Genomic DNA, 25,332 nt, shown 5'->3' with positions numbered 1-25,332 from the left:
GGCCGTGCGCCGGCGCGGCGCGGTCGCCCCCGGTGCGGTGCGGTGGGACGCCGTCGGCGACTCCACCGGCGACGTCGTCGTCACGGCCGCCGCACGGCCGGAACGCCTGCGCGCCGCGGTGGCGGCGCTCGGCGGCCGGATCCTGGTCGACTCCGTCGCCGTCCGGCCCGGGGGCGCCGCGCTGCTCGCCGTGCTGCCGCCGACGGTGGACGGACGGCGCCGCCTGCTCGTGGGCCTCCCCGGCGGCCCGCTCGCGGCCGTGGCGGGCGCGGTCACCCTCGCCGTACCCCTGCTGCGCCGCCTCGGCGGGCACGCGGAGGCCGTGCCGCACCGGGTGCGCGCGGCGGTGGCGCTGGCGGGGCACGGCAGGGACACGCGGCTGCTGCCGGTCCGCCGGGTGCCGGGCGGGGTGGCACCCCTCCCGTTCGACGGTCCGGGGATGCTGCGAGGCCTCGCGTTCGCGGAGGGCCTGGCGGTCGTCCCGCCGGGCGGGACCCCGGCGGGCGGGGAGACCGCTCTCCTGCCGGTGGCCGGCGGGTAGCGGACAACGGATGGCGGATGGCGGATGGCGGGTAGGGGGTAGGTGGTATCGGGCAGCGGTGGGGGGGCGAGGCGAGGGCACCCCCCGCCCGGCCCCCTCGGCCGGGCGGTCCGGGCCCCCCGCCGATACGCTGACGCCGTCCGATGTGTCCGCTACACGCTGATTCGTCCGCCCGACGGGAGTCACATGGCCGACGCCCCTCAGCCCCTCCTCTCCCCGCCCGTCCGACCGCCCACCCGCGCCGCGCTCTTCCTCGTCCTCACCGTCGCCCCCGGCGCCGAGGCCGACGTCCGCGACGGCCTCGAAGAGCTGTCGGGGCTGACCCGTTCGGTGGCGTTCCGCTCCTCCGACTCCGCCCTCACCTGCATCGCCGGGATCGGCGCGGAGGCGTGGGGGCGGCTCGTCGGCGAGCCCCGCCCCCGGGAGCTGCACCCCTTCACCCCGCTGCACGGCCCCCGGCACCACGCGCCCGCCACCCCCGGCGACGTCCTCCTCCATCTGCGTGCCCGGCGCATGGACCTGTGCTTCGAGCTGGCCAGGCTGGTGCTCGACCGGTGGGGCCCCTCGGTGTCGGTCGTCGACGAGGTGCACGGTTTCACGTACTTCGACGAACGCGACCTGCTCGGGTTCGTCGACGGCAGTGAGAACCCGACCGGCGCCGCCGCCGTCGACGCGGTGCACATCGGGGACGAGGACCCGGAGTTCCGGGGCGGGAGCTACGTCGTCGTGCAGAAGTACCTGCACGACATGGCCGCGTGGGCGGAGCTGAGCGTCGAGGAGCAGGAACGGGTCATCGGCCGGACCAAGTCGGACAACGTGGAGCTCCCCGACGGGGTGAAGCCGGCCGACTCGCACGTCGCGCTCAACACGATCGTCGACGAGGACGGCACCGAGCGGCGGATCGTGCGCGAGAACATGCCGTTCGGACGCCTCGGCGGAGGTGGCGGAGGCGGCCCCGGCAGCGGCGGCGGCGAGTTCGGGACGTACTTCATCGGGTACGCGCGGACCCCCGCCGTCACCGAGCGGATGCTCCGCAACATGTTCCTCGGCGACCCGCCCGGCACCACGGACCGCATCCTCGACTTCTCCCGCGCCGTCACGGGTGGCCTGTTCTTCGTTCCGAGCGCCGACATGCTCGACGACCTCCCGGGCGCCCCGCCCGCGTTCGCCCGGGAGACGGTCGCCACGCCGTCCCTGGGCATCGGCAGCCTGAAAGGAGCCCCCGTCCCATGACCTCCCCCGCCGTGACGGACAACCTCCACCGCGAACTCGCCCCGATCACTCCCGCCGCCTGGGCGGAGATCGAGGAGGAGGCCCGCCGCACCTTCCGCCGCCTCGTCGCGGGCCGGCGCGTCGTCGACGTGCCCGACCCGGCGGGACCCGGGCTCTCCGCCGTGGGTCTCGGCCACCTGGGCCTCATCGACCCGCCCGCCCCCGGCGTCTCGGCCCGGCTGCGCGAGGCGCGGCCGATCGTCGAACTGCGCGTCCCGTTCACCGTCTCCCGCGCCGCCGTCGACGACGTCGAGCGCGGCGCCAAGGACTCCGACTGGCAGCCGGTCAAGGACGCGGCGCGCACGATGGCGTACGTCGAGGACCGCGCGATCTTCGACGGGTACGCGGCAGCCGGCGTCGACGGCCTCCGCCACCGCTCCTCGCACCCCGTCCTGCGGCTCCCGGCCGAACCGCGCGACTACCCCGACGCGATCAGCCGCGCGCTGACGGAGCTGCGGCTCGTCGGCGTCGAGGGACCGTACGCGCTGCTCCTCGGCGCCGACGAGTACCGGGCGGTGAGCGAGACCTCCGACCACGGCTACCCGATCGCCGCCCACCTGGCCCGGATGCTCGACGGCCCGCCCCTCTGGGCGCCCGCGCTGAGCGGCGGGTTCGTCCTCTCGACCCGGGGCGGCGACTTCGAACTGAGGCTCGGGCAGGACCTGGCGATCGGCTACGCGGGGCACGACGCGGACACCGTGGACCTCTTCCTCCACGAGACGCTGACGTTCCTCACGTACACCGACGAGGCCGTGGTCTGCCTGGAGGGCTGAGCCGGGCCCGCCCGGCCGCTCGACGCGGCGCCGAGCGGGGCGGTCGGTGCCGTCGCCGTCACGCGCGCCACCAGGGCTCGCGCACGTAACGCGTCTCCTCGCTCACGCAGCCCAGGCCGTTCGAGATCTGCTCGGCGTCGAGGTCCCAGCCGACGACGCCGTTCCCCTTGCGGCTCAGCTCGATCAGGCGGGCGTCGCGGGTCTCCGCGCCGTACGTGACCCGGCAGTCGACGATCGTCGTCCACGACTGGCCGTCGAGGGCGGAGACGACGGTCAGGAGGGGGAGGACCACGACGGTCAGCGTCAGGGCCACCGCCTGTTCGGCGGCGGCCGCGCGGCGGAGCCAGGCGGGTGGCGCGTAGTCGGGGTCGTGGCCCGAGGCGCGGCCGTGGCCCGAACCGCCGGCACGGCCGGAGTCGTGGTGGGAGTGGCGGCGGCCCGTGCGGTACTCGACGACCACGCCCTGGCGGAGCGCGTACGCCGCGAGCCCCGTGGCCAGACCCCACCACGGGCCGAAGAAGCACGCGTCGATCACGGCGACGGCCAGGGGGTTGGCGACGGTCAGGGCCGCCCGGCGGAACGCCCGGACCAGGCCGCCGCCCACCGGGACCGCGCCGCGCGCGGCGAAGACGGCGAAGACGACACGGGAGACGACGACGCCGAGCACCGAACCGAGGAGGGGGTCCGTGATGACCATGCCGAGGACGACATCCGGCCAGTTGCCGGGCTCCATGCCGACCAGGACGTCCCGGACCGCGTCACCGCCCCCGACGGTGTACGTGACCTTCGCGACCGGGAGGGCCAGCGCGAGCGCGAAGAGGACCGTGTGGCCCGGGCCGCCCCTGCGGTCGGCCTCCCGGGCGTCCGACGGCTTCTCGCCCAGGACGTTCTTGGCGAGGGATTTCCCGTCTATGACGCCTCGCCCGTGCCGTTCCCGGCGCCCAGCGCGACCACGACCGCCGTCGTCCGCCCCTCGGGCGTCTCGTACGTGACAGTGTCCCCGGCCCGGCGCCCGAGGAGCGCCGCCCCGAGGGGGCTGTCCGAGGTGACCATCGTGGCGTCCAGGACCTCGGCGACGTCGTCGATCTGGACGGCCGTCTCCGTCCCGTCCTCGAACCGTACGGTCACGGTCGACCCGACTCCGACCGCGTCCGTGCCCGGCGGCCCCGCCACGCCTCCTTCGCGCAGCCGGTCGTCGATCTCCTCGATGCGGGCGTCGAGGCGATCGAGTTCCGTCGCGCGCTGGAGTTCGTCGGCCTGGTCGGCGCGGTCGCCCACCTCGCCGTCGCCGCCGTTCCCCAGCGTCGCGGCGATGGCCTCCCGTTCGGTGCGCAGCGCCGCGCGCTCGCGGACGAACGCCTCGCGGGCGACGGCGCTGAGGGGCTCGGGTCCACCGGTCATCTCTGATCCCGTCCAGATAGAGGCAGGTGCGAAAGTCATGATATGTCGGAACTTATCAGGCGTCGATGAGCGTTCATGGCAACCTGATGAACCGACACCCGCCCTGCAGCGGGCGGTTTCTGGCGGTTCGCCGGGAGTTCGATTGCGGGGTCATGGCAGATGCATGACAAGCCTCCGATTCCCTTGAGCTGCGCCCGTAGCGCGAACAGGCTTCTGCGCAGCGCCGGTTCGCCCATCCAGGGCGCGGCACCCGACAGGAGGCTCTCCCTCATGGCACTCCCGCAGCACCCCACGGCTCGCTTGGCCCTGACCGTCTCCGCCGCGACCGCCGTCGCCCTGCTCGGCACCTTCGCCGCCGTCCCCGCGCAGGCCGCCCCGGCCGCCCCCGCCGAGGGCGTCGTCCTCGCCGCCGGTTCGCCCGACGCGGTGCCCGGCAGCTACATCGTCACCCTCAAGCAGGGTGCGGGCTTCAAGGCCGCCTCCGCCAAGGGGCGTCAGCTCATAGCCGGGTACGGCGGCACCGTCGGCAAGACCTTCGGCTCCGCCCTCAACGGCTACACGGCCATCCTCGGCGCCGCCGAGGCCCGCCGCCTCGCCGCCGACCCGGCCGTCGCCTCCGTCGAGCAGAACCAGGTCTTCCGCGCCGACGCCACCCAGACCAACGCCCCGTGGGGCCTCGACCGCATCGACCAGGCGGCCCTGCCGCTCTCCGGCACGTACACCTACCCGGACAGCGCCGGTGCCGGTGTCACCGCGTACGTCATCGACACCGGTGTCCGCGTCAGCCACGCCCAGTTCGGCGGACGCGCCGTCAACGGATACGACGCCGTCGAGGGCGACTCGGTCGCCCAGGACGGCAACGGCCACGGCACCCACGTCGCCACCACCATCGCGGGCTCCACCTACGGCGTCGCCAAGGCCGCGAAGGTCGTCGCCGTCCGCGTCCTCGACAACAACGGCTCCGGCACCACCGCCGGGGTCATCGCCGGCATCGACTGGGTCACCTCGAACCACCAGGCGGGCGCCCCGGCCGTCGCCAACCTCTCCCTCGGCGGCGGCGCCTCCACCGCCCTCGACAACGCGGTGAAGAACTCGATCGCGGACGGCGTCACCTACGCCGTCGCCGCCGGCAACTCCGGCACCAACGCCTCCTCCACGTCCCCCGCCCGCGTCGCCGCCGCCATCACGGTCGGCGCCACGGGCAGCACCGACGCCAGGGCGAGCTGGTCCAACTACGGCTCCGTCCTCGACCTCTTCGCCCCCGGCGTCTCGATCACCGCCGGCTGGAACACCGGCGACACCGCCACGAACACCATCTCCGGTACGTCGATGGCGACCCCGCACGTCGCGGGCGCCGCCGCCGCCTACCTCGCCGGGCACACCTCCGCCACCCCGGCCCAGGTCGCCACCGCCCTCGTCAACGGCGCCACCGTCAACAAGGTCACCAGCCCGGGCAGCGGCTCCCCGAACCGCCTCCTGCGCCTCGTTCCGTAACGGCGGGACGGGAACGCACGGGCGCGCCGCACCCCCTCACCGGGGGAGTGCGGCGCGCCGTCGTGCTGGGGGGACCCGGGATCAGACCGCCGGGGCCGGGAAGGTCGGGTACTCCACGCCGGAGACGTGCTGGACGACCCGGATGACCTGGCACGAGTAGCCGAACTCGTTGTCGTACCACAGGTACAGGATCGCGTTGTCGCCGTCGACCTTGGTCGCACCGGCGTCGACGATGGACGCGTGGCGCGAGCCGACGAAGTCCATCGAGACGGCGTCGGGGGCCGTGGTGAAGTCGATCTGGCGCTTCAGCGGCGAGTGCAGCGAGACGTCACGGAGGTACTCGAGGACCTCGTCGCGGGTGGTCTCGCGGCCCAGGCGCAGGCTCAGGATGGCGATCGAGACGTCCGGGACGGGGACGCGGATCGAGGAGCCGGTGATCGGGGCCTTGAGGTCCGGCAGCGCCTTCGCGACGGCCGAGGCGGCACCCGTCTCGGTGATGACCATGTTGAGCGGCGCGGAACGGCCGCGACGGTCGGCCTTGTGGTAGTTGTCCAGGAGGTTCTGGTCGTTCGTGAACGAGTGGACCGTCTCCACGTGGCCGCGCAGCACGCCGTACTCGTCGTCCATGGCCTTGAGCGGCGGGACGATCGCGTTCGTGGTGCAGGAGGCGCAGGACAGGATCTGCTCGTCCGGCTTGACCGTCTCGTGGTTGACGCCGTGCACGATGTTCGGCACGTCACCCTTGCCGGGCGCGGTCAGGACGACCTTGTCGATGCCGGGGCGCAGGTGCTTCGAGAGGCCCTCGCGGTCCCGCCACTTGCCGGTGTTGTCGATCAGGATGGCGTTGTCGATGCCGTACGCCGTGTAGTCGACCTCGGACGGGTCGTTGGCGTAGATCACCTTGATCGTGTTGCCGTTGGCGACGATCGTGCTGTTCGCCTCGTCGACCGTGATCGTGCCCTGGAACTGGCCGTGGATCGAGTCGCGGCGCAGCAGGGAGGCGCGCTTGACCAGGTCCTGGTCGCCACCCCCGCGGACGACGATCGCGCGCAGACGCAGACCGTTGCCCGAACCGGCCTTCTCGATGAGGAGGCGGGCGACGAGGCGGCCGATGCGGCCGAAGCCGTAGAGGACGACGTCGCGTCCGTCGCGGCGCTCGATCTTGTTCTCACCGGTGGCGCCGGCGACGGCCTCGGCGGTGAACTCGGCGACGGTCAGACCGCGGGTGTCGGTCTTGTAGTCCGCGGCGAGCACGCCGATGTCGATCTGGCAGGGGCCCAGGTCGAGGGTCGTGAGCGTCTGGAGGAACGGGAGCGTCTCGGTGACCGAGAGCTCCTCGCCGTCGATCTGCCGGGCGAAGCGGTGGGTCTTCAGGATGCTGACCACCGACTTGTTCACCAGGGAGCGGCTGTGGACCAGGACGGTGACGTCCTGCTCCCGGTGCAGCTTCCCGATGATCGGGATCATCGACTCCGCGATCTCCTCGCGGTTCTTCCAGCTGGTGAACGAGTCGTCATTGACAGTCACAAGTTTATCTTTCGAGCTAGGCGGCGCTCATATGGTAACCCCCGACCGGTTTGGTCCATCAAGGGGCTCCTTTCTGAACGTCCTGGATCGTTACCGCGTGCCCGCCCCGCGCGTCCTTACCGCGTGCCCGTGCCGCGTACCCGCCTGGCGGCGAGCCGCCCCTCCAGGGCGGCCCGGCGCTCCGGCCACTCCTCCGCGACGACCGAGAAGACGGCCGTGTCCCGCAGCCGCCCCGCCTCTCCCGGAGCCGTCGAGACGTTCCCGCTGCGCAGTACCCCCTCGAAGGTCGCGCCCACCCGCTCGATCGCCGCCCGCGAGCGCGCGTTGCGCGCGTCCGTCCTCAGGTCGACGCGGGCGGCGCCCCACACCTCGAAGGCGTGGCGGAGGAGCAGGTACTTCGCCTCGGCGTTCACACCCGTGCCCTGCGCCGAGGAGGCGAGCCACGTCCACCCGATCTCGACCGCGTGCAGGCGCTCGCCGTCGGGCCACAGCCGCGGGTCCCAGAAGGACGTCGTGCCGAGCACCCGGCCGCTCCCCGCGTCCACCTGCGCGTAGGGCGCGAGCCTGCCGGCGGCGGCGTGGGCGAGCTGCGTGTCGACGTACGCGGCGACCTCGTCGCGCCGGGGGACCCACGTGAAGCCGTACGAGTCCCGGTCCTCGTCGGCGGCCTCGGCGAGGCCGGGGACGTGGTGCGGGGCCAGCGGCTCCAGGCGCACGAACGCGCCCTCCAGGACCGGTCCTTCGAGGGTGAAAGCCATCGTTCTGCGCTCCGGGTACGGGGATGTCGGCTCGGGCCCCCGCGGCCGGGGGCCGGCAGGGCGTGAGCAGGTTCCCAGAGCCCGGCCCTCCCCGCACCCCGATATCGTCGCGGCGCACCGGAGGGCCCCCGGCCCCGTCAGGGGAAGGCGAGACTCCGGAAGCGGTCGCGGACGCGGGAGAGCGGACCGGGGTCGCGCGTGAGGTACAGCCGGTTGGTGAGCAGCACCGCCCACCGGCCGCGGGTCGGCGAGACCCACAGGCCCGTGCCCGTGAAGCCGAAGTGCGCCCAGACGTCGTCCGACGGGTCCGTGCCGGGTGCCGGGTGCCAGAACAGGCCGCGAGGCGGGTCGAGCGCGCCGGTGCGGACGCGCAGCGAGGCCGCCGTCCACGCGGGCGAGAAGGTCCCGGGCAGGGGTTCGAGGAGGTGGCGGAGGAAGAGGCCGACGTCGGCGGCGGTGGTGAAGACGCCCGCGATCCCGCAGGCGCCGCCGAGGAGCCGCGCCGAGAAGTCGTGGACGGTCCCCTGGAGGGGCGCGCCGGTCTCCTCGTCGTACTCGGTGGGGGCGCAGCGCTCCCGGAGCGCGGCGGGCAGTGGCCCGTAGCGGGTGGCGGTCATGCCGAGCGGGTCCCAGACCCGGTCCCGGGCGAGGCGGGGGAGCGGCTGCCGGGTGAGGTGCTCGGCGAGGTAGCCGAGGACGAGGGCCGCCCGGTCGGTGTACGCCACGGCTTCGCCGGGACGGTGGCGGAGCGGTTCGGCGAGGACCCCGTCCCGTACGTCCTGCGGGTCGGAGCCGTACAGGTGCCGCAGGTTGGCGCGGAGCGGCAGGCCCGCGGTGTGGGTGAGGAGGTGGAGCGCGGTCACCCCGGCAAGGGGGCGCCCGGCGGCCTCGGGCCAGTACGAGCCGAGCGGCGCGGCGGGGTCCAGCTTCCCCGCGTCGACGAGCGTGCCGACCACGCTCCACACCGCGAGGATCTTGGTGAGGCTGGCCACGTCGAAGAGGGTGTCCCGCCGCACGGGCGGGGTGCCGGGCCGTGCCGGGTGGAGCGGGCCCGCGGCGCCCTCGGACAGGGTCGTACGGGCGTCGCCGACGGCCCACACGGCGCCGGGGTACACGCCGGACCGGACGCCGTCGTCGAGGAGCCGCGTGAAAGGGTCGTGGGCCATGGCGTGCCTCCGGCGGGTCGTGCCGACCCGCCGCCACCCCGCCGACGGGGCGGGGCCCGTCACACCCCGACGGACCCCGCCCCGATGTCATGCCCGCGCGGTACGGGAAGACACCCTTCCGTCAGCTCACGCCTCGGGAGTCGTCTTGCACGTGACCTCGTCACGCGCGGTGTAGTGGGTCTTGAAGGGCTCCCGCTTCACTTCGGTCCCGCCGTTCTTGAACACCCGCTCCACCGTGATGTCGAAGCCCTCCAGGGGCGGCTGCGGAACGCACGCCTTGTCGGTGCTCTCGGCCTTCTTCGGCTGGGTCGGGTTGGTGCGCGGCCCGGCGACCGCCTCGACGCTGTCGTACTTCTTCGTCCCGAGGAAGCTCACGGTGACCGAGGAGTCCGTCGCGTCCGCCTTGATGTAGATCGGCTTGCCGGAGTCGTTGCGCCACTTCAGGTCCAGGCTGCCCCAGGCGACGGTTGCCTCCCGGCCGGCCGGGTAGCGCTCGATGTAGAAGGAGTGCGCGCCGTACTCGACGGGGTCGACACCGGCGAAGAACATCGCGTTGAAGACGGTGGTGGCCATTGCCGAGACGCCGCCGCCCGGCGCCGAGCGGTACTGGCCGTCGAGGATCATCGTGCCGTCCACGAAGCCGTTCTCGGCGGTCCGCTCGCCGACGGTCTTGTTGAAGGACCACACCTCGCCGGGCTGCACGACCGAGCCGTTGATCAGCTCGGCGGCGCGGCCGATGTTCGTGGTGCGGTAGGGCGCCTTGGGGAAGTTCACGGTGAAGGTCGACATCTGCTCGGTGATGCCGAGGCGGGCGAGCGAGGCGGAGGTCAGCTCGGGCTGGGTGACCGTCGTGGCGACCGCGGCGGTACGGGCCGAGGCGCCGGTCTTGGTGAGCAGTGGGCGCACGGCGTCGCCGAGGGCCTTCGCCGTGACCTCCTGCCCGGCCCTGCCCTCCTTCTCGACGACGACCTTGCCGTCCCGCACGCCCAGGGTCGCCTCCGTCGGGGCGCCGGAGACCGAGGCCAGCGGCCGGGCCACGTCGGGGTCCCGGAGCAGCGCGTCGGCGTCCAGGGAGGCGGACAGCCTGCCGTCCTCGGCCTTCACGGCGAGGTGGTCGCCGAGCGTGGCGGGGGATATCCGCAGTCGCTCGTCACCGGCGGTCAGCGTGACCGGGCCGGAGACGGCCGGCTTGGCGTACGCGTCCAAGAAGCGCGTCACCTCGGCGTTGCCGAGCTTCGGCTCGGTCAGGGTGACTGGGAGGGCGACGGCGGAGGCGCCGGAAGCGGCCGGGTAGGCGGCGCGCAGGGCCTCGGCGGCCCGCGCGGTGTCCAGCTTCTGGCCGGTCACGGCCTTGGTGGCGACGGCCTCGCCGTCGCGGAAGGCGACGGAGCCCTCGCGGACCTTCCGGTCGTTCTTCCGGGCGATCTCGTCGACCGCGGCCTTCGCCTTGGCCTCGTCGTAGGCGAAGACCGGCTCGATCTCGCGCTGCCCGGAGGAGAAGAGGCGGCCGATGACGGTGACCGGGTCTCGGGACGGGTCGGCCGCCCGCTCGGCGGTCCTCGCCGCGTCCACGGTGAGGCCCGCGGCGGCGGGGGAGACGGTCGTGGCGTGGTCGCCGACGGTGACGGGGATCGGCGCGGTCCACGAGGCCGGGGCCCGGGCCGCGAGTTTCGCCGCCGCCTCGGAGCGGCTCATGCCGCCCACGTCGACGCCGCCGACGGTGGTGCCGGCGGATATGTCGTCACCGGTGGCGAGGAGGCCCGCCACGTACAGCCCGCCCGCGGCGACGGCCACCACACCCGTCGCGATCGCCGCCGTCCGGAGGCGCGGACGGCGCCCCTCGCGGGGCGTCGGGGCAGGGGTCGTCCTGGAGCGGGGCACACGTTCTCCCGGGGCATGGGGGACAGGGGATTCTCCCGACGGTACGCCGAAAGAGTGTCAAATGCACATAAAGCTGTTCTGACCTGCGGTGTTACGGGGTGAGACGGAGGCGGTACGAGGGGTTCCGCCGCGGGCGCCTAACCTGGAGGGATGCCCGTCACACCGAGCCCGCTCCCGGGTCCGGGCCCCGGCCCGAGCCCGAGCCCGAGCCCCGGCCCCGGCCCCGGTCCGGCCCCCGGGCCGCAGTCCGTCGACCGGGCGCTCGCCGTCCTCGACGCCGTCGCCGACGCCGACCGGCCCGTCCCGGCGAAGACGCTGGCCAGGAGCCTCGGCTGCGCGCTCTCGACCGTCTACCACCTCGCCGGCCCGCTGCTCGCCCGCGGCTACCTCGTCCGCACCGCCGAGGGGTACGCCCCCGGGCCCCGCGTCCCCGCCCTGCACCGCTCCCACCAGCGCCACCACGGCCTCGGCGCCGCCACCGGCGACCTCCTCGGCCGGCTCCGCCGGGCCACGGGAGCGGAGGCGTACCACACGGCCTACCGGGACGGCCTCATCACCGTCGTCGACACCACCGCGCCGGTGACCGACGTCACCCACCCCTTCGTCCCCGGCCCCGAGGACCGCGCCCACGCGACCGCCCACGGCAAGGCCCTCCTCGCCGCGCTCCCGCGCCCGCTGCGCCGCCGCTACCTCGCGGAGCACGGCATGGCCCGCTTCACCGAGCGGACCATCACCAGCGCCGAGCGCTTCGAGGCCGAGGTCGGCCGGGTGCGCGAGCAGGGCTTCGCCGTCTCGGTGGGCGAGGCGGACCTCGCGTACACCTGCCTCGCCGTCGCCCTGCCCGAGCGCGGCGACGGCATCGTCCACGCGCTCTCCGTCTCCCTGCCCACCGCGGACTTCGCGCGGCGCCAGGGGGAGCTGCGGGCGGCCCTCGCCCGCGCCGTACCCGAGTTTCCGGCCCTGCCGGAATCCTGACCGGCCCGCCTTGGCTCCGCGGGGCGGTCCGTCGCACCGTGGGCGCATGATCTTCATCGCCGTCCGTTTCACCGCCCGCCCCGAGCTCGCCGACCGCTGGCTCGACCTCGTCGCCGACTTCACCCGTGCCACCCGGGAGGAGCCCGGCAACCTCTTCTTCGACTGGTCCCGCAGCGTCGACGACCCGAACGTCTTCGTCCTCCTGGAGGCCTTCGCCGACGCCGGGGCGGGAGCCGTCCACGTCGCCTCCGACCACTTCGCCGCCGGCCTGGCCGCGATGGCCGGAGCCATCGCCACCACCCCGGAGATCATCAACGTCGAGGTCCCGCAGCAGGGCTGGGGAGCCATGGCGGAGCTCGCCCCGACGGAAGGCTGAAGCCCCCGGACAGGGCCTGCGTCGACGCCCCCGGCGGGGCGCCCCCCGCCTGATAGGTTCGCGGCACGCGCAGGCGGGGGCGGCGGCCCGAGAGGGGAGAAGCGGCACATGGCGGCGAGCGGACGGCAGACCGGCAGGCCCACCCTGGAGGAGGTGGCGCTGAGGGCCGGAGTCGGCCGCGGCACCGTCTCCCGGGTGATCAACGGCTCCCCGAAGGTGAGCGAACAGGCCAAGGCCGCCGTCGAACGGGCCGTCGCCGAGCTCGGATACGTACCGAACCGTGCCGCCCGCGCCCTCGCCGGCAGCCGCACCGACGCCATCGCCCTCGTCATCCCCGAGACCGAGGCCCGGCTCTTCGCGGAGCCGTACTTCCTCGCGATCATCCGCGGGGTCAGCACCGAGCTCGCCGACGCCGACAAGCAGCTGCTCCTCACCCTGATCCGCAGCGAGCGGGAGCGCCAGCGCTTCGAGCAGTACCTCGCCGCCCAGCGCGTGGACGGCGTCCTGCTCGTCTCCGTCCACGACGAGGACCCGCTGCCCGACCAGGTCCGCGCCCTCGGGCTGCCCGCCGTCCTCAACGGCCGCCGCCGCGAGGACGAGTGCGTCGCCTTCGTCGACTCGGACAACACCGGCGCGGGCCGGTCCGCCGTCGCCCACCTCGCCGCCCGGGGCCGCCGCCGCATCGCGACCGTCACCGGCCCTCTCGACATGTACGTGGCCCGCTGCCGCCTCGACGGCTACCGCGAGGGTCTCGACGACGCCGGACTCCCGGTCGACGACGCCCTCGTCGCCACCGGCGACTTCACCGAGGACGGCGGACGGCGTGCCATGCGCGAGCTCCTGGAGCGCGTTCCCGACCTCGACGCCGTCTTCGCCGCCTCCGACGTCATGGCGGCCGGGGCCCGAGCGGTCCTGCGCGAGGCGGGGCGCCGGGTCCCCGAGGACGTCGCGCTCGTCGGCGTCGACGACTCGGCCGTCGCCCGGCACATGGACCCGCCGCTGACCAGCGTCCGCCAGCCCATCGAGGAGATGGGCCGGACCATGGCCCGGCTGCTGCTCGACGAGATCGCCTCCCCGAGCGGGGCCGACGAGCAGCCCCGCCGGATGCTTCCCACCGAGCTGGTCGTGCGCGCCTCCTCCTGAGCGGCCCGCAGGACCGTCTCGCGGCGGGGCGCGCGTCGTCCGGTTCCCGGTCCCTTCGTCGTGTCATGATCGCGGCGACCTTCCGGTAGGGGCCGGAGGCGTACGAGGGGGTGGACCGTGTCCTGGTATCTCGCCGTCCCGAGCGTGCTGCTCGCCCTGCTCTTCGCCGCGGGCGGCGTCGCCGCGGTCCGCACCGGCTGGGTGCTGCCCTGGCAGCGCCGTCACGTGCACCGGGTCAGGCTCTTCGGCTGGGCGCAGCTGGTGATCGCCGCCGCGTTCGCGGCGAAGGTGGCCACGGGGCTGTTCGACGACCCGGGGGCCGACGCCGGACTCGGCAGCGTGAGTCTCCTCGTCCTGCTCGGGGGCTTCGGGCTCATGGTCGTGTCCCAGCGTCCGGAGTCGAACTCCTAGGAGTCTCAGGGGCATTGCTCCCGTACGCCCTCTTGTCGGCGGGGGCGGCTTCCTTCTAAGAATGCCCATGACAATCGAAGGATCTTCGGTTGCACGGCCCTCAGAGGGGAAGCTCCGCATGAAGAAGCCTTTCGCCGGCGCCCTGCTCGCCCTGCTCCTGGCGGGCGCGGCGGCGACGCCGGCCGCCGCGGCCCGCACGCAGGGCGCGCAGGACCCGGCACCCCGGGCGGCGCAGGCCGCGGTCACCGTCGACTTCGCCGGGACCGTCGCCCTCAGCAACTGCTCCGGCTCCCTCGTCCGCGTGCCCGCCTCCCAGCCGAACGACCTCGCGCTGGTGCTCTCCAACGGCCACTGTCTGGAGTCCGGCTTCCCCGCCGCCGGCCAGGTCATCAAGGACCAGCGGTCCTCCCGCTCGTTCACCCTGCTCAACTCGGCGGGCGGCAAGGCCGCGACGCTGCGGGCGAGCAAGATCGCGTACGCCACCATGACCGACACCGACATGTCGGTGTACCAGGTGACCAAGACCTACGCGCAGATCCAGAGCCAGTACGGGATCAACGCGCTCACCCTCGACGACGCGCACCCGGTCGCCGGCCAGTCCATCAAGGTGGTCTCCGGCTACTGGAAGCGCATCTACACCTGCTCCGTCGACGGCTTCGCGTACCGCCTGAAGGAAGGCGAGTGGACCTGGAAGGACTCGGTCCGCTACACCCCCGCGTGCGACACGATCGGCGGAACCTCCGGCTCGCCCGTCATCGACACCGTCACCGGCCGGGTCGTCGCCGTCAACAACACGGGCAACGAGGACGGCCAGAGCTGCACGCTCAACAACCCGTGCGAGGTCGACCAGAACGGCACCGTGACCGTCCGCCAGGGCATCAACTACGCCCAGCAGACGTACACCCTCGTCCCGTGCGTCGGCCCCGGCAACGTGATCGACCTCAACCGCGCCGGCTGCGCCCTGCCCAAGCCGTGACCCCGCACCCCGCCTGCCGACGCCGCACCGGCGGCGGGCGGGGACGCCGGACACCCCCGCTCCCATCGGCGTGTCGTTCGGGTGCATCCAGCGGGCGAGGAAGCCGGGCATCGGTTCGAATCGGGTCATGGCTTCCTACGACAGGCTCCGCGCCGACGGCACCCCGAGGCCGCTGAAGGCCGGCGACACCTGGTGGTACGCCGCCGTCGCCGGCGAGGCCGCCGGCTCCTTCAGCACCCGGGTCCGGATACGGACCCGGCGTGCCTGCCTCGCGGCCGTCCTCCTCCTCACGGTCGTCTACGCGGGCCTCGTGCTCACCGCGACCGGCCGCCGCTGGGGCGACGCCGCCCTCACCGGACGACGCGCCGACACCGCGGCCGCCACCGTGCTCCGCGAGCACCCCTCGCTCGGCGGCCTCACCACCCTCTCGCTGGTCGCCGGCTGCCTCCTGCTCCTCGCCGTCGGACTCCTGCGCAAGCGGTACGCGCTCACCGTCGCCGTCGGCGGCGCCCTCGTCACCGCCCTCGCGGTCACCGGACTCCTCCAGCGGTACGCGCCCCGCCCCCGCCTCGTCGACTCCGCCGGAGCCCTCCTCCCGAGCGGCTTCCCCAGCGCCCAGACGACCCTCGCCGTCGGCACCGCGCTCGGCCTCGCGCTCCTCGTCCCGTACCGCCACCGCGGCCTCGCGCTGCTCCTCGGCATCCTCTGGTCCTCGACCGTCGGCGGCTACACCGTCGCCGCGGGCGAGCACCGCCCCGGCGACGTCATCGCCGCCGTCCTCGTCGTCCTCGCCGTGTACTGCGGGCTGCTCACCGTCCTCGCCCGCCGCGGCAAGGTCCGCCCCGCCCCGCGCGGCCCCCTCGCGCTCGGCCTCCTCGTGGCCGTCCCGCTCGCCGCGCTCGCCGCCGCCGGGCTCGCCGCGGGCGTCTGGCTCCTCGGCGACGCCCTCTCCCTGCCCGCCGCCGCGCCCTACGACCCGGAGGAGCTCCGGATCGCCCACCGCTGCGGACAGGCCCTCGCCACCGGCGTCACCGCCGCCGCCGGACTGGTCCTCCTGCTCCTGGTCCGGCGCGTCGACGTGGACGGCGCCCCCGCCCCGTACCGCCTCGGAGGCCCCTTCGTGGAGGCCGCGGGAGTGCAGTACGACGACGACGCCGTGGGCCCCTTTACTCCGGACCGCGATCACGAGATATCTTGATGTCGAGCAATCTCGCAGACGCAGAAGACGTGGAGCGGAGTACCCGGTGACTGACTCGACCATCATCTACACCCACACTGACGAGGCGCCCGCCCTGGCGACGTACTCGTTCCTGCCCGTGATCCAGGCGTACGCCTCGCAGGCCGGAGTCACGGTCGAGACGCGGGACATCTCCCTCGCGGGCCGCATCATCGCCCTCTTCCCCGAGTTCCTCGAGGAGGGCCAGCGCATCGCCGACGCCCTCACCGAGCTCGGTGAGCTGGCCAAGACGCCCGGCGCCAACATCATCAAGCTGCCGAACATCTCGGCGTCCATCCCGCAGCTCAAGGCCGCCATCGCCGAGCTCCAGGCCCAGGGCTACGCCCTCCCGGACTACCCGGACGACCCGCAGACGGAGCAGGACAAGGACGTCCGCGCCCGCTACGACAAGGTCAAGGGCTCGGCCGTCAACCCGGTCCTGCGCGAGGGCAACTCCGACCGCCGCGCGCCGGGCTCGGTCAAGAACTACGCCAAGAACCACCCGCACCGCATGGGTGCCTGGACCTCCGAGTCCAAGACCAACGTCGCCACGATGAGCGAGAACGACTTCGCCTCCACGGAGAAGTCCGTCGTCATCGCCGCCGACGACACCCTGCGCTTCGAGTTCGCCGCCGCCGACGGCACCGTCAGCGAGCTCCGCGCCCCGCTGAAGGTCATCGCCGGCGAGGTCGTCGACGCCTCCGTCATGCGCGCCGCCGCCCTGCGCACCTTCCTGAGCGAGCAGGTCGCCCGCGCCAAGGCCGAGGACGTCCTCTTCTCCGTGCACCTCAAGGCCACGATGATGAAGGTCTCCGACCCGATCGTCTTCGGCCACGTCGTCCGCGCCTTCTTCCCGAACACCTTCGCGAAGTACGGCGAGGCGCTCACCGCCGCGGGCCTCTCCCCGAACGACGGCCTCGGCACCGTCCTCGCCGGCCTCGACGCCCTCCCGAACGGCGCCGAGATCAAGGCCTCCTTCGACGCCGAGCTCGCCGAGGGCCCCGCCCTCGCGATGGTCGACTCCGACAAGGGCATCACCAACCTGCACGTGCCGTCCGACGTCATCGTCGACGCCTCGATGCCGGCCATGATCCGCACCTCCGGCCACATGTGGGGCCCGGACGGCCAGGAGGCCGACACCCTCGCCGTCCTCCCGGACCACAGCTACTCGGGCGTCTACCAGGCCGTCATCGAGGACTGCCGCGCCCACGGCGCCTTCGACCCGTCGACCATGGGCTCCGTCCCGAACGTCGGCCTGATGGCGCAGAAGGCGGAGGAGTACGGCTCCCACGACAAGACCTTCGAGATCGCCGAGGCCGGCACCGTCCGCCTCGTCAACGCCGCGGGCGAGGTCGTCCTGGAGCAGGAGGTCGCCGAGGGCGACATCTTCCGCGCCTGCCAGACCAAGGACCTGCCCATCCAGGACTGGGTCAAGCTCGCCGTCACCCGCGCCCGCGCCACCGGCGCCCCGGCCGTCTTCTGGCTCGACGAGAACCGCGCCCACGACGCGCAGCTCATCGCCAAGGTGAAGCAGTACCTGCCGGAGCACGACACCGAGGGCCTGGAGATCAAGATCCTGTCCCCGGTCGAGGCGACGACGTTCTCCCTGGAGCGCATCCGCCGCGGCGAGGACACCATCTCCGTCACCGGCAACGTCCTCCGTGACTACCTGACCGACCTCTTCCCGATCCTGGAGCTGGGCACCAGCGCCAAGATGCTGTCGGTCGTCCCGCTGATGGCGGGCGGCGGCCTCTTCGAGACCGGCGCCGGCGGCTCCGCCCCGAAGCACGTCCAGCAGCTCGTCAAGGAGAACTACCTCCGCTGGGACAGCCTCGGCGAGTTCTTCGCCCTGGCCGCCTCCTTCGAGCACCTCGCGACCACCACGGGCAACTCGCGCGCCCAGGTCCTCGCCGACACCCTCGACCGCGCCACCGGCACCTTCCTCAACGAGGACAAGTCGCCGACCCGTCGCCTCGGTGGCATCGACAACCGCGGCAGCCACTTCTACCTCGGCCTGTACTGGGCCCAGGAGCTGGCCGCCCAGACCGAGGACGCCGAGCTCGCCAAGGCCTTCGCGCCGCTCGCCGAGACCCTCTCCGCGAACGAGCAGAAGATCGTCGACGAGCTGAACGCCGTCCAGGGCTCCCCGGCCGAGATCGGCGGCTACTACCAGCCCGACCCGGCCAAGGCCGCGGCCGTGATGCGCCCGTCCGCCACGCTGAACGAGGCCATCGCGTCCCTCGCCTGAGCGTCGTGACGCCCGAATGACACGCGAACCGCCCCGTCCGGAAACCTCCGGGCGGGGCGGTTCGCGCAGCGGGACCGAGGCGGTTCCAGGGAGCCGCCGCCCGTCGGTGGCGGATCCGCCGATCGGGTGTGAACCTGGATGGATGAGCTGGGCATCCTGGACGACCCCCGGTGTCTACACCGGGCGAGGCGGAGTGCTGACCGAGGAGGCGGGCGTCGTCACGGGCGATCTGACCGTGCACACGACGTGGACCGCCGACCGGGAGGCGCGTGTGGCCGTGCAGTACAGCGGCGCATCCGACTGGTTCACCATGTCGGGCAGTCCCGTTCCGTGTGCGACGGAGGAGGAGAGCCGCGCGCTCCACGAGGCGGTCGTGGAGGCCGTACGGGCCGGTGGCGGCGCCACGGTCCCGAGACTGCCCGGGACCGTCTAGGGTCTGCCCCGCGCAGGCGGGTCAGCGCTTGGCGCCGAAGTTCTGGACCCACCAGGGGCCGTTGGCGGTGAGCGTCACCCCGACGCCCACGTCCTTGAACGAGCAGTCGAGGATGTTCTCCCGGTGGCTCGGGCTGTCCATCCAGTCCGCCATCGCGCGGGCCGGTGTGTCCGGCCCGCGGTGGATGTTCTCCCCCCAGCGCGACCACGTGTACCCGGCCCCCGTGATCCGGTCGCCGGCGTCCCGGCCCTCCGGGCTGTCGTGCCGGTAGTAGTCGCGCCTGGCCATGTCGTCGGCGTGCCCCTGGGCCGCGTTCCGCAGATGGGCCTCCGCCCGCAACGGTCCGCAACCGGCCCTCTCGCGCTCCTCGTTCGCGAGGGCGACGACCTCGCGGACGAAGTCGGCGGCGGTGCCTGACGCGGCCGTGCGGGAGGCGGCCGTGCGGGAGGTGGCCCCGGCCCTGTCGGCCCCGGACCCCGCCGCGTACACGCCCGCCGCCACCGTGAGGAGGACGCACGCGGCCCCGACGGAGGCGACGGCCGCCCGGAAACCCGGCCGCCGCCGAGCGCCGAGCCGTCTCCGGTGCCGTCCCCTCCGCCGCACGGAGGAGGTCGCGGGGGCGGGACCGGGGCCGGCGGCGGGAACGGGGCCGGGGCCCGCGGCGGGAACAAGGCCGGGGCCGGGGCCGGGTTCTTCGGGGTGGCGGGGGTGGTCGTGGTGGTGCCGCATGGAGCTCCGCTCTCTCGCCGAGGCCGCCGGACGGTCCGGTGCTGGAGAGAGCCACCGGGGCGACGGTCCTGACTCTTTCCGGCCCCGGCCGCCCCGACACTCCTCGTCAATCCGACACGTCAACCCACCACCGAGAATTTCAGCCCTGGGGGATGACCGCCACCGGGCAGGGCGCGAGGTGGAGGGCCGCGTGCGCCACCGATCCGATACGGGATCCCAGCGCGCCGCGCTTGGCCCGTCGGCCCACCACCAGGAGCTGGGCGGTGCCCGAGCCCGAGAGCAGGACCTGTCCGGCGCTGCCCAGTTCGACGTGCTCGGTCACCGGCACGTCCGGGTACCGCTCCCGCCAGGGCGCGAGCGCCTCGCCGAGCGCCTTCTCCTCGTACGGGACGAGCCCTCCGGCCTCGTCGGCGAGCCGCATCGACGCCGGGCTGTAGGCGTACAGCGGCGGCAGGCTCCAGGCGCGGACGGCCCGCACGGATGCCCCGCGCGCGGCGGCCGTCGCGAAGGCGAAGCCCAGTGCGGCCGCGCTGTCCTCCGGGCTGCCGAGCTGGCCGACCAGGATCTCGCCGGCCGGCGGCTCGGCGGGTTCGCCGTCACGGGACCTGACGGCGACGACCGGCCGGGTGGCGGCGGCGATGATCTGCTGACCGTACGAGCCGAGCAGGAAGCCGGTGACGGCGCCGTGCCCGCGCGAACCGATGACGAGCATCTCGGCCCGCTCCTCGGTGGAGAGCAGGGCGGCTACCGGGGTGTCGGGGAGGAGTTCGGCCGTGAGGGCGAGCTCCGGATGGCGCGCCGCGAGGGTCTCCTCCGCCTCGCGCAGCACCTCGCGGGCGGCCCGCTGCTGGTCCGTGGGGTCCTGGACGAGCGGGATGTCGAGGGGTTCCCAGCGCCAGGCGTGGGCGAGCCGCAGCGGCAGCCCCCGGTGGAGGGCCTCGCGCGCGGCCCAGTCGGCCGCGGCCAGGCTCTCCGGGGAACCGTCCACTCCTGCGACGATCTCACGACTCATCGGGCATGCCTCCGTCGGTGACGTGCGGGCCCGTCGGTGCGCGCGGACCCTCCTCCCTCCAGCTTGGGCCCAACGGCGGTCCGGCGACAGGGCCGGACGTCCCGACATGCCGGACCGCCGCCTGCCGCCCTGCCGGTCCGTCAGACCGGCAGCGTGAGGCGCGCGTGGGTGCCGTTGAGGTAGTGGTCGCCGATGTCGCGGAGCCGGTGTGACGGCCGGGTGTGGGCCGTGAGCGCGCGGGCGTTGCGCCAGAAGCGGTCGAAGCCGGGCCCCCCGCCCCGTACGTCGGCTCCCTCGGCCCCGTCGACGAGTTCGAGGACGCGCGTCGTGATCCGTACGGCCGCCCGTCCGGTGAGGGTCTCGGCCGCCGCGACGAGGACGGCGACGTCGGCCCGCTCCTCCGGCGTCAGCGCCGGTCCGGTCTCCAGGGCGCGCGCCAGGGCGTCCGTCGCCCGCTCCACGACGGCGGAGGCGGCGTGCGCGGTCGTCGCCAGTTCGCCGTAGGCGAGGAGCAGGTACGGGTCGTCTCCGGTCGCCATCGGCTCGGGGTCGACGGCGGAGCCGGGCCCGCCCGCCGGGGAGACCGCGTGCGGCCCGGCGTGTCCGGCGCGGTTGACGTCCCTGGCCTCGGCGAGCGCCCCCTCGGCGATCCCCAGCGCGACCTGCGCGAGCAGCAGGCGCAGGGCCAGCGGGGCGAGGGCGGCGAACGGGGTGACGGCGTGCTCGTCGTGGGGGAGTACGCCGATGACGTGCGCGGCGGGAACCGGCACCCGGTCGAAGGTGACGGTGCCCGCGCCGGAGAGGCGCTGGCCGACCCGGTCCGTGCCGGGCTCGGTGAAGACGCCGGGGTGCGCCGGGTCGACCAGGACGACGAGCCAGTCCCCGGCCCCGCCCTGGCGGGCGCCGACGACGAGGCGGTCGGCCACGGCGACGGCGGAGGCGAAGGCGCGTCGGCCGTCGAGGAGCCAGCCGTCGGCGGCGGGGGTGAGCGTGAGGCCGGGCCAGGCCGCCGCTTCCGACTCGGCGCGGAGCGGCTCGACGTCACCGGCGAGGAGCCACTGCTCGTCGGCCGTACAGGTGTCGAGGGGGAGGAGCGCGCCGTCCGCCGCGGCCGCAGCGAAGAAGCGGCTGCTCCAGGACAGGACGTAGTGGTGGGCGAGGAGTTCGCCGACGGAGCTGTCGGCCGCGGAGATCTCCCGGACGACGGCGGACGCGGCCCGCCAGTCGGCGCCCCGCCGGTCGGTGGCCCGCCCGCCGGTGCCGCGTCGGCGGGTGCCGCGAGGGTCGGCGCCGGGGGCGGTCAGGAGCGCGGGGAGCCCGGCCTCCTGGAGCCGGGCGACCTCGTCGAACGGCGCCTTGCCCGCACGGTCCCTGACGGGGGCGTCGGCGGCGAGGTCGTCGGAGAGTTCGCGGGTGACGCGGTGCCAGATCGCGTCGTCGGCGGGGTGTGTCGCGGATCTTCCGGGCGCATTCCTTGGTGTGCTCACGTCACCTCACCTGACTCCTCGTATTCCCACTGGAATGCTAGGGATAGTGGCAGAGGGGAGCCCGGACCCCCAAGGGGCGTCCGATGGCTGGACGGGGGTGTCTTGGGAAATGAGACGCCTGGCTGACGGCGGAGGCGGAGACGACGGACCGTCACGCGCCCGTCAGGGGTTGGTCCACGCCTCCGGGTCGGCCGCGAGCGCCGTGATCGCCTCCGGGAGCTGCGCGGAGGCGACCTCCGCGAGCGACACCCCGAGCACCTCGCGGACGCTCGCCCGGAGCGCGATCCAGAGGGGGAGCAGCGACTCGGCGGGACCCGTGTACGCCAGGTCCGGCGGCCGCTCGCCGCGTACCGAGACGAGGGGGCCCTCCACGCAGCGGATGACCTCGGCGACCGAGATCGCGTCGGCGGGCCTGGCCAGCCAGTACCCGCCGTTGCCGCCGCGCTGGCTCTGGACGAGCCCGCCCTTGCGCATGTCGCCGAGGATGCCTTCGAGGAACTTGTGCGAGATGCCCTGGACTTCGGCGATCGCCTCGGCCTTCAGCGGCCCCTTGTCCTCGGCGGCGGCGAGCTGGAGGGCGGCCCGCACCGCGTAGTCGGCCCTGGCTGAAATGCGCATGCGCCGCATTATTCCGCAAGGGGTGTGCCGAATCCTCCCGAGGCGTACCGCGCCCTTGACGCGGCGCGTGACCGGTCCGACACTCGGAGACAGGGAAACCGAGTGAACGGATAGGGAACGATGGGACGCACCGGCCGGCGGGACAGCTCGCACGCCGCCCCCTTCCCGCGCTCGCTGCCCCTCACCTCCCGGCGCCACATCGATCTGCTGCGGGTCTGCAGCGCGGCGTAGACGCCGATTCCGCGTGGCCGGGGCCGTCGACGTCCCTGTCCGCCCCGTGAAGCGCGCCCGACGGGGCAGCGGTCGCGCGCGGCCCGCCCCTGAGCCGTACGAGCCCCGCGCCGCCGCGCGCCGACGCACGCCCGGCAGGCCTCCCCGGCTTCCCCGGCCCCAGGCTTCCGACTCCCTCTCGCCCCTTCTCACCCCGTGACATCGAGCAGCCCCCAGGGAGCAGCATGTCCGTCGTCCCGTCCTCACTCCTGCCCGCCTCCGCCGTCCCCGTCTTCCGCGGCCGCATCGGCCGCGACGTCCACAGCGGCCACTACGCCGTCCCGCACCGCTACCGCCTCCACCTGGCGCCCTCGGGCCCCGGATGTCTGAGCGTCGCCCTCGTCCACGGACTCCTCGGCCTCGACGACACGCTGCCCCTGACCGTCCTGCCGGAGACCCCCGACACCCCCGACGGCGGCTACACCGCGCTCCGCCCCCTGTACGATGCCAGCGCCCACCTCTACCGGGGACCCGCCGCCGCCCCCGTGCTCAGCGACGGATGGACCGGCCGGATCGTCACCACCCACGCCCCCGACATCCTGCGCGATCTCGCCCTGCGCTTCCGGGGGGACGGCGGCCTCGACCTGCTGCCCGAGGATCACCGGGACGAGATCGACGCCGTCGCCGACCTGTGCGAACGGAGCGTCAACCGGGCGGCGCAGCGGGCCGGTGAGCTCGGCCTCGACGACACGGACGCCCACCGCGACCCCCTGGCCGTCCTCTTCGCGGCCCTCGGCGACCTGGAGCGGCGCCTCACCGGCGGCCCGTACGTGCTCGGCGACGCGCCGACCCTCGCCGACGTGCACGTCTGGGTCACCCTGGTCCAGCTCGACACCGTCCACCGCTGGCACCTGGACGCCGCCGCCATGGACCGGGTCGCCGGACACCCGGCCCTCTGGGCGTACGCGCAACGCCTCGCCTCCCGGCCCGAGTTCGCCCGGCACCTCGACATCGACGCCGTACTGCGCAGGCACCGGGCCCACTGCCGTGGCCGCGAGGCGGCGGGCGCGGCGATCCGGATCGTGGACTGGACGGGGGCGTCGGCCTGACGCCTCCCCTCCGCCCGCCTTTCAGCCGATGCGGTGCCCCGCGAGGGGCGCCGTCTCGTCACCCGCGCCCGCGCGGACGCCCCGGAGGAACGCCTCCAGGGCGTCGACGGAGCTCGCCTCCGGCTCCCACCCCAGCTCCCGCCGGGCCCGCTCGGTGGCGAGCAGGGGCATCTGCCGCAGGGCGTCGAAGAGGCCGGGGGAGGCCGGGGCGATCCGGAGGTGCCAGGCGGCGGAGAGGGCGCCGCGCACCGCTCCGGCGGGGACCTTCACCGGGCGGGCCTTGAAGAGGCGGCCGAGGAGCTCGCCGTCGACGACCGGTTCGGCGGCGAGGTTGAAGGCGCCCCGCACGTCCCGGAGCAGCGCGCGCCGGTACGCGTCGGCCGCGTCGTCCGTGTGCAGGACCTGGAACCGCAGGCCGTCGAACTCGGGCAGCAGCGGCAGGAGTTCGGGGCGGGCGAGCTGTCCGGGGAAGAACCGTCCCGCGAAGATGCGGCGCTGCCCGCTCGCCGACTCCTCCTTGAAGAGGAAGGCCGGGCGCATCCGGACCACCCGCGTCTGCGGGTGGTCGCGTTCGAAGGTGTCGAGGACCCGTTCCAGGTAGGCCTTCTCGCGGGTGTACGCGGCGCCGGGCCAGCCGTGCGTCGGCCACGCCTCGGAGACGGGGGCGCCGCCGGCGGGACCGGGGGAGTACGCCCCGACCGAGGAGGCGTGCACGAGCGTGGGCACCCGCGCGGCGGCCACCGCGTCGAAGACGCGCACCGAGCCGAGGACGTTGGTCCGCCAGGTCGCCACGGGGTCGTGCGTCGGCCCGAAGGCCCAGGCCAGGTGGACGACGGCGTCCGCCTCCGCCACGTACTGCGCGAGGCGCGGCGCGTCGCCCTCCTCCGAGACGTCGACCTCGGCCCACTCGACGCCGGGCAGCTCCAGGCCGGGCCTGCGGCGGGCGAGCCCGAGCACGGAGCCGACGCGCGGCTCGCGGGCCAGGGCCCGGACCAGACTCGTACCGACGTTGCCGGTGGCTCCGGTCACGACCACCCGCTGTCCCGCGTTCCCGTTCATGCCTCCGACCCTCCGCCAAGGTCGGCGGCGGCGCACCCCGGCGCGTACGCGCGGCGCGCCGCCGTCACCCACCGTGACCGTGCGGGTCGCGGCGGTGGCGGGGCGCCGCGAGGATGGGACGGCCCACAACGGGAACGGGCCCGGACGGGGAAGGGCCCACACGGGAACGGTCGGAAGGGGGCGTACAGGAGGACATCATGCTGCTGCCCGACACGAACACGGTCGACCGCCTGCTGCGGCACTACCGCACCCAGGAGAGATCCGTCCTCGCCAGCCCGCGCGACCTCTCGGTCCGCCGCCGCTTCGAGGACACCACCTACACGCTGTGCGTCCTGATGGGCGAGCGCACGGCCCACGAGGCGGTCCGCGCGGCGGAGCGGTACGTCTCCGGGGCCCGTGGCGCGGTCCAGGGTCTGTCCGGCGGATCAGGGTCGGACAGGCCCTAGCCCACCCCGGTCGGAAAAGTCCCCGCGTTCGAGCACGAATCGAGAAGCGTGGCCGCCGTGCCCCCGATAGC

Annotated in this window: 24 protein-coding genes and 1 pseudogene; 14 read left to right on the top strand and 11 right to left on the bottom strand. The window is 74.2% G+C overall.

The features are described 5' to 3' along the window. From AB0G79_RS29840 to AB0G79_RS29830, 3 genes and pseudogenes are all read left to right on the top strand, one after another. Positions 1-541 (top strand): annotated as a pseudogene (locus tag AB0G79_RS29840) (molybdopterin molybdenumtransferase MoeA); the annotation flags it as partial. A 186-nt stretch (positions 542-727) separates the two neighbouring features. Beyond that, positions 728-1,774: a Dyp-type peroxidase gene (locus tag AB0G79_RS29835; protein ID WP_360811891.1), complete on the top strand. Its 1,047-nt coding sequence runs from the start codon at positions 728-730 to the stop codon at positions 1,772-1,774. Continuing rightward, positions 1,771-2,586, top strand: a complete 816-nt coding sequence (locus AB0G79_RS29830; RefSeq protein ID WP_360811889.1) for a family 1 encapsulin nanocompartment shell protein — start codon at positions 1,771-1,773, stop codon at positions 2,584-2,586. Before AB0G79_RS29835 ends, AB0G79_RS29830 begins: the two co-directional genes overlap by 4 nt. 58 nt (positions 2,587-2,644) lie before the next feature. Here AB0G79_RS29830 and AB0G79_RS29825 read toward each other — a convergent pair whose 3' ends face one another. Together AB0G79_RS29825 and AB0G79_RS29820 are read right to left on the bottom strand one after the other, a co-directional pair. Beyond that, positions 2,645-3,469: a hypothetical protein gene (locus tag AB0G79_RS29825; protein WP_360811899.1), complete on the bottom strand. Its 825-nt coding sequence runs from the start codon at positions 3,467-3,469 to the stop codon at positions 2,645-2,647. Positions 3,470-3,495: 26 nt separating this feature from the next. Then, entirely contained in the window at positions 3,496-3,987 is a 492-nt protein-coding gene (locus AB0G79_RS29820) for a GreA/GreB family elongation factor (RefSeq protein WP_360811887.1), read from the bottom strand. A gap of 270 nt (positions 3,988-4,257) precedes the next feature. On the opposite strand from AB0G79_RS29820, the gene AB0G79_RS29815 reads away from it, so the two are divergent. Then, the gene (locus AB0G79_RS29815) at positions 4,258-5,481 is read left to right on the top strand and encodes a S8 family peptidase (protein ID WP_360811885.1); all 1,224 of its coding nucleotides are present in this window, start codon (positions 4,258-4,260) and stop codon (positions 5,479-5,481) included. Positions 5,482-5,562: 81 nt separating this feature from the next. Here the strand turns inward: AB0G79_RS29815 and AB0G79_RS29810 are convergent, their stop codons facing one another. From AB0G79_RS29810 to AB0G79_RS29795, 4 genes are all read right to left on the bottom strand, one after another. After that, on the bottom strand, positions 5,563-7,008 hold the full coding sequence (locus tag AB0G79_RS29810; RefSeq protein WP_360811883.1) for a glyceraldehyde-3-phosphate dehydrogenase: 1,446 nt from the start codon (positions 7,006-7,008) through the stop codon (positions 5,563-5,565). Between the two features lie 116 nt (positions 7,009-7,124). Beyond that, positions 7,125-7,766, bottom strand: coding sequence for a GNAT family protein (locus tag AB0G79_RS29805; RefSeq protein WP_360811881.1), 642 nt, complete (start codon positions 7,764-7,766; stop codon positions 7,125-7,127). A 137-nt stretch (positions 7,767-7,903) separates the two neighbouring features. After that, entirely contained in the window at positions 7,904-8,932 is a 1,029-nt protein-coding gene (locus AB0G79_RS29800; RefSeq protein ID WP_360811879.1) for a serine hydrolase domain-containing protein, read from the bottom strand. A gap of 126 nt (positions 8,933-9,058) precedes the next feature. Then, positions 9,059-10,813, bottom strand: a complete 1,755-nt coding sequence (locus AB0G79_RS29795) for a VanW family protein (protein WP_360811877.1) — start codon at positions 10,811-10,813, stop codon at positions 9,059-9,061. A gap of 150 nt (positions 10,814-10,963) precedes the next feature. On the opposite strand from AB0G79_RS29795, the gene AB0G79_RS29790 reads away from it, so the two are divergent. The 8 genes from AB0G79_RS29790 to AB0G79_RS29755 all read left to right on the top strand — a co-directional run bounded on the left by AB0G79_RS29790 (position 10,964) and on the right by AB0G79_RS29755 (position 18,591). Beyond that, the gene (locus AB0G79_RS29790; RefSeq protein ID WP_360811875.1) at positions 10,964-11,788 is read left to right on the top strand and encodes an IclR family transcriptional regulator C-terminal domain-containing protein; all 825 of its coding nucleotides are present in this window, start codon (positions 10,964-10,966) and stop codon (positions 11,786-11,788) included. A gap of 46 nt (positions 11,789-11,834) precedes the next feature. Then, on the top strand, positions 11,835-12,164 hold the full coding sequence (locus tag AB0G79_RS29785; RefSeq protein ID WP_360811874.1) for a putative quinol monooxygenase: 330 nt from the start codon (positions 11,835-11,837) through the stop codon (positions 12,162-12,164). Positions 12,165-12,272: 108 nt separating this feature from the next. After that, a complete protein-coding gene (locus tag AB0G79_RS29780; protein ID WP_360811872.1) occupies positions 12,273-13,307 on the top strand; it encodes a LacI family DNA-binding transcriptional regulator in 1,035 nt (344 codons plus the stop codon). Positions 13,308-13,424: 117 nt separating this feature from the next. Beyond that, on the top strand, positions 13,425-13,718 hold the full coding sequence (locus tag AB0G79_RS29775) for a hypothetical protein (RefSeq protein ID WP_360811870.1): 294 nt from the start codon (positions 13,425-13,427) through the stop codon (positions 13,716-13,718). 118 nt (positions 13,719-13,836) lie between these two features. Next, entirely contained in the window at positions 13,837-14,694 is an 858-nt protein-coding gene (locus AB0G79_RS29770; protein WP_360811868.1) for a serine protease, read from the top strand. 127 nt (positions 14,695-14,821) lie between these two features. Next, a complete protein-coding gene (locus AB0G79_RS29765) occupies positions 14,822-15,892 on the top strand; it encodes a phosphatase PAP2 family protein (RefSeq protein ID WP_360811866.1) in 1,071 nt (356 codons plus the stop codon). Between the two features lie 46 nt (positions 15,893-15,938). Beyond that, positions 15,939-18,158 carry an NADP-dependent isocitrate dehydrogenase gene (locus tag AB0G79_RS29760; protein WP_360811864.1) on the top strand — a complete coding sequence of 740 codons (2,220 nt, stop codon included), beginning with the start codon at positions 15,939-15,941 and terminating at the stop codon, positions 18,156-18,158. A 142-nt stretch (positions 18,159-18,300) separates the two neighbouring features. Beyond that, a complete protein-coding gene (locus AB0G79_RS29755; protein WP_360811862.1) occupies positions 18,301-18,591 on the top strand; it encodes a hypothetical protein in 291 nt (96 codons plus the stop codon). Positions 18,592-18,612: 21 nt separating this feature from the next. On the opposite strand, the gene AB0G79_RS29750 is transcribed toward AB0G79_RS29755, so the two are convergent. The 4 genes from AB0G79_RS29750 to AB0G79_RS29735 form a co-directional block, all read right to left on the bottom strand. Further along, a complete protein-coding gene (locus AB0G79_RS29750) occupies positions 18,613-19,320 on the bottom strand; it encodes a CAP domain-containing protein (RefSeq protein ID WP_360811860.1) in 708 nt (235 codons plus the stop codon). A gap of 139 nt (positions 19,321-19,459) precedes the next feature. Continuing rightward, positions 19,460-20,332 carry a universal stress protein gene (locus tag AB0G79_RS29745; protein WP_360811858.1) on the bottom strand — a complete coding sequence of 291 codons (873 nt, stop codon included), beginning with the start codon at positions 20,330-20,332 and terminating at the stop codon, positions 19,460-19,462. 140 nt (positions 20,333-20,472) lie between these two features. Next, positions 20,473-21,819 carry an acyl-CoA dehydrogenase gene (locus tag AB0G79_RS29740; protein ID WP_360811856.1) on the bottom strand — a complete coding sequence of 449 codons (1,347 nt, stop codon included), beginning with the start codon at positions 21,817-21,819 and terminating at the stop codon, positions 20,473-20,475. A 162-nt stretch (positions 21,820-21,981) separates the two neighbouring features. Beyond that, positions 21,982-22,437 (bottom strand): Rrf2 family transcriptional regulator, encoded by a 456-nt coding sequence (locus AB0G79_RS29735; RefSeq protein ID WP_360811854.1) that lies wholly within the window; start codon positions 22,435-22,437, stop codon positions 21,982-21,984. A gap of 455 nt (positions 22,438-22,892) precedes the next feature. On the opposite strand from AB0G79_RS29735, the gene AB0G79_RS29730 reads away from it, so the two are divergent. Further along, a complete protein-coding gene (locus AB0G79_RS29730) occupies positions 22,893-23,756 on the top strand; it encodes a glutathione S-transferase C-terminal domain-containing protein (RefSeq protein ID WP_360811852.1) in 864 nt (287 codons plus the stop codon). Positions 23,757-23,777: 21 nt separating this feature from the next. Here the strand turns inward: AB0G79_RS29730 and AB0G79_RS29725 are convergent, their stop codons facing one another. Further along, positions 23,778-24,815: an NAD-dependent epimerase/dehydratase family protein gene (locus tag AB0G79_RS29725; protein ID WP_360811850.1), complete on the bottom strand. Its 1,038-nt coding sequence runs from the start codon at positions 24,813-24,815 to the stop codon at positions 23,778-23,780. 197 nt (positions 24,816-25,012) lie between these two features. Between AB0G79_RS29725 and AB0G79_RS29720 the strand changes: the two genes are divergently transcribed. After that, positions 25,013-25,261, top strand: coding sequence for a DUF5133 domain-containing protein (locus tag AB0G79_RS29720; protein ID WP_360811848.1), 249 nt, complete (start codon positions 25,013-25,015; stop codon positions 25,259-25,261). The last annotated feature ends 71 nt before the right edge of the window (positions 25,262-25,332 follow it).

The sequence above is a fragment of the Streptomyces sp. NPDC020807 genome (assembly GCF_040641575.1).
Classification (GTDB): Bacteria; Actinomycetota; Actinomycetes; order Streptomycetales; family Streptomycetaceae; genus Streptomyces.
This window is presented reverse-complemented; position numbering and strand designations above follow the sequence as displayed.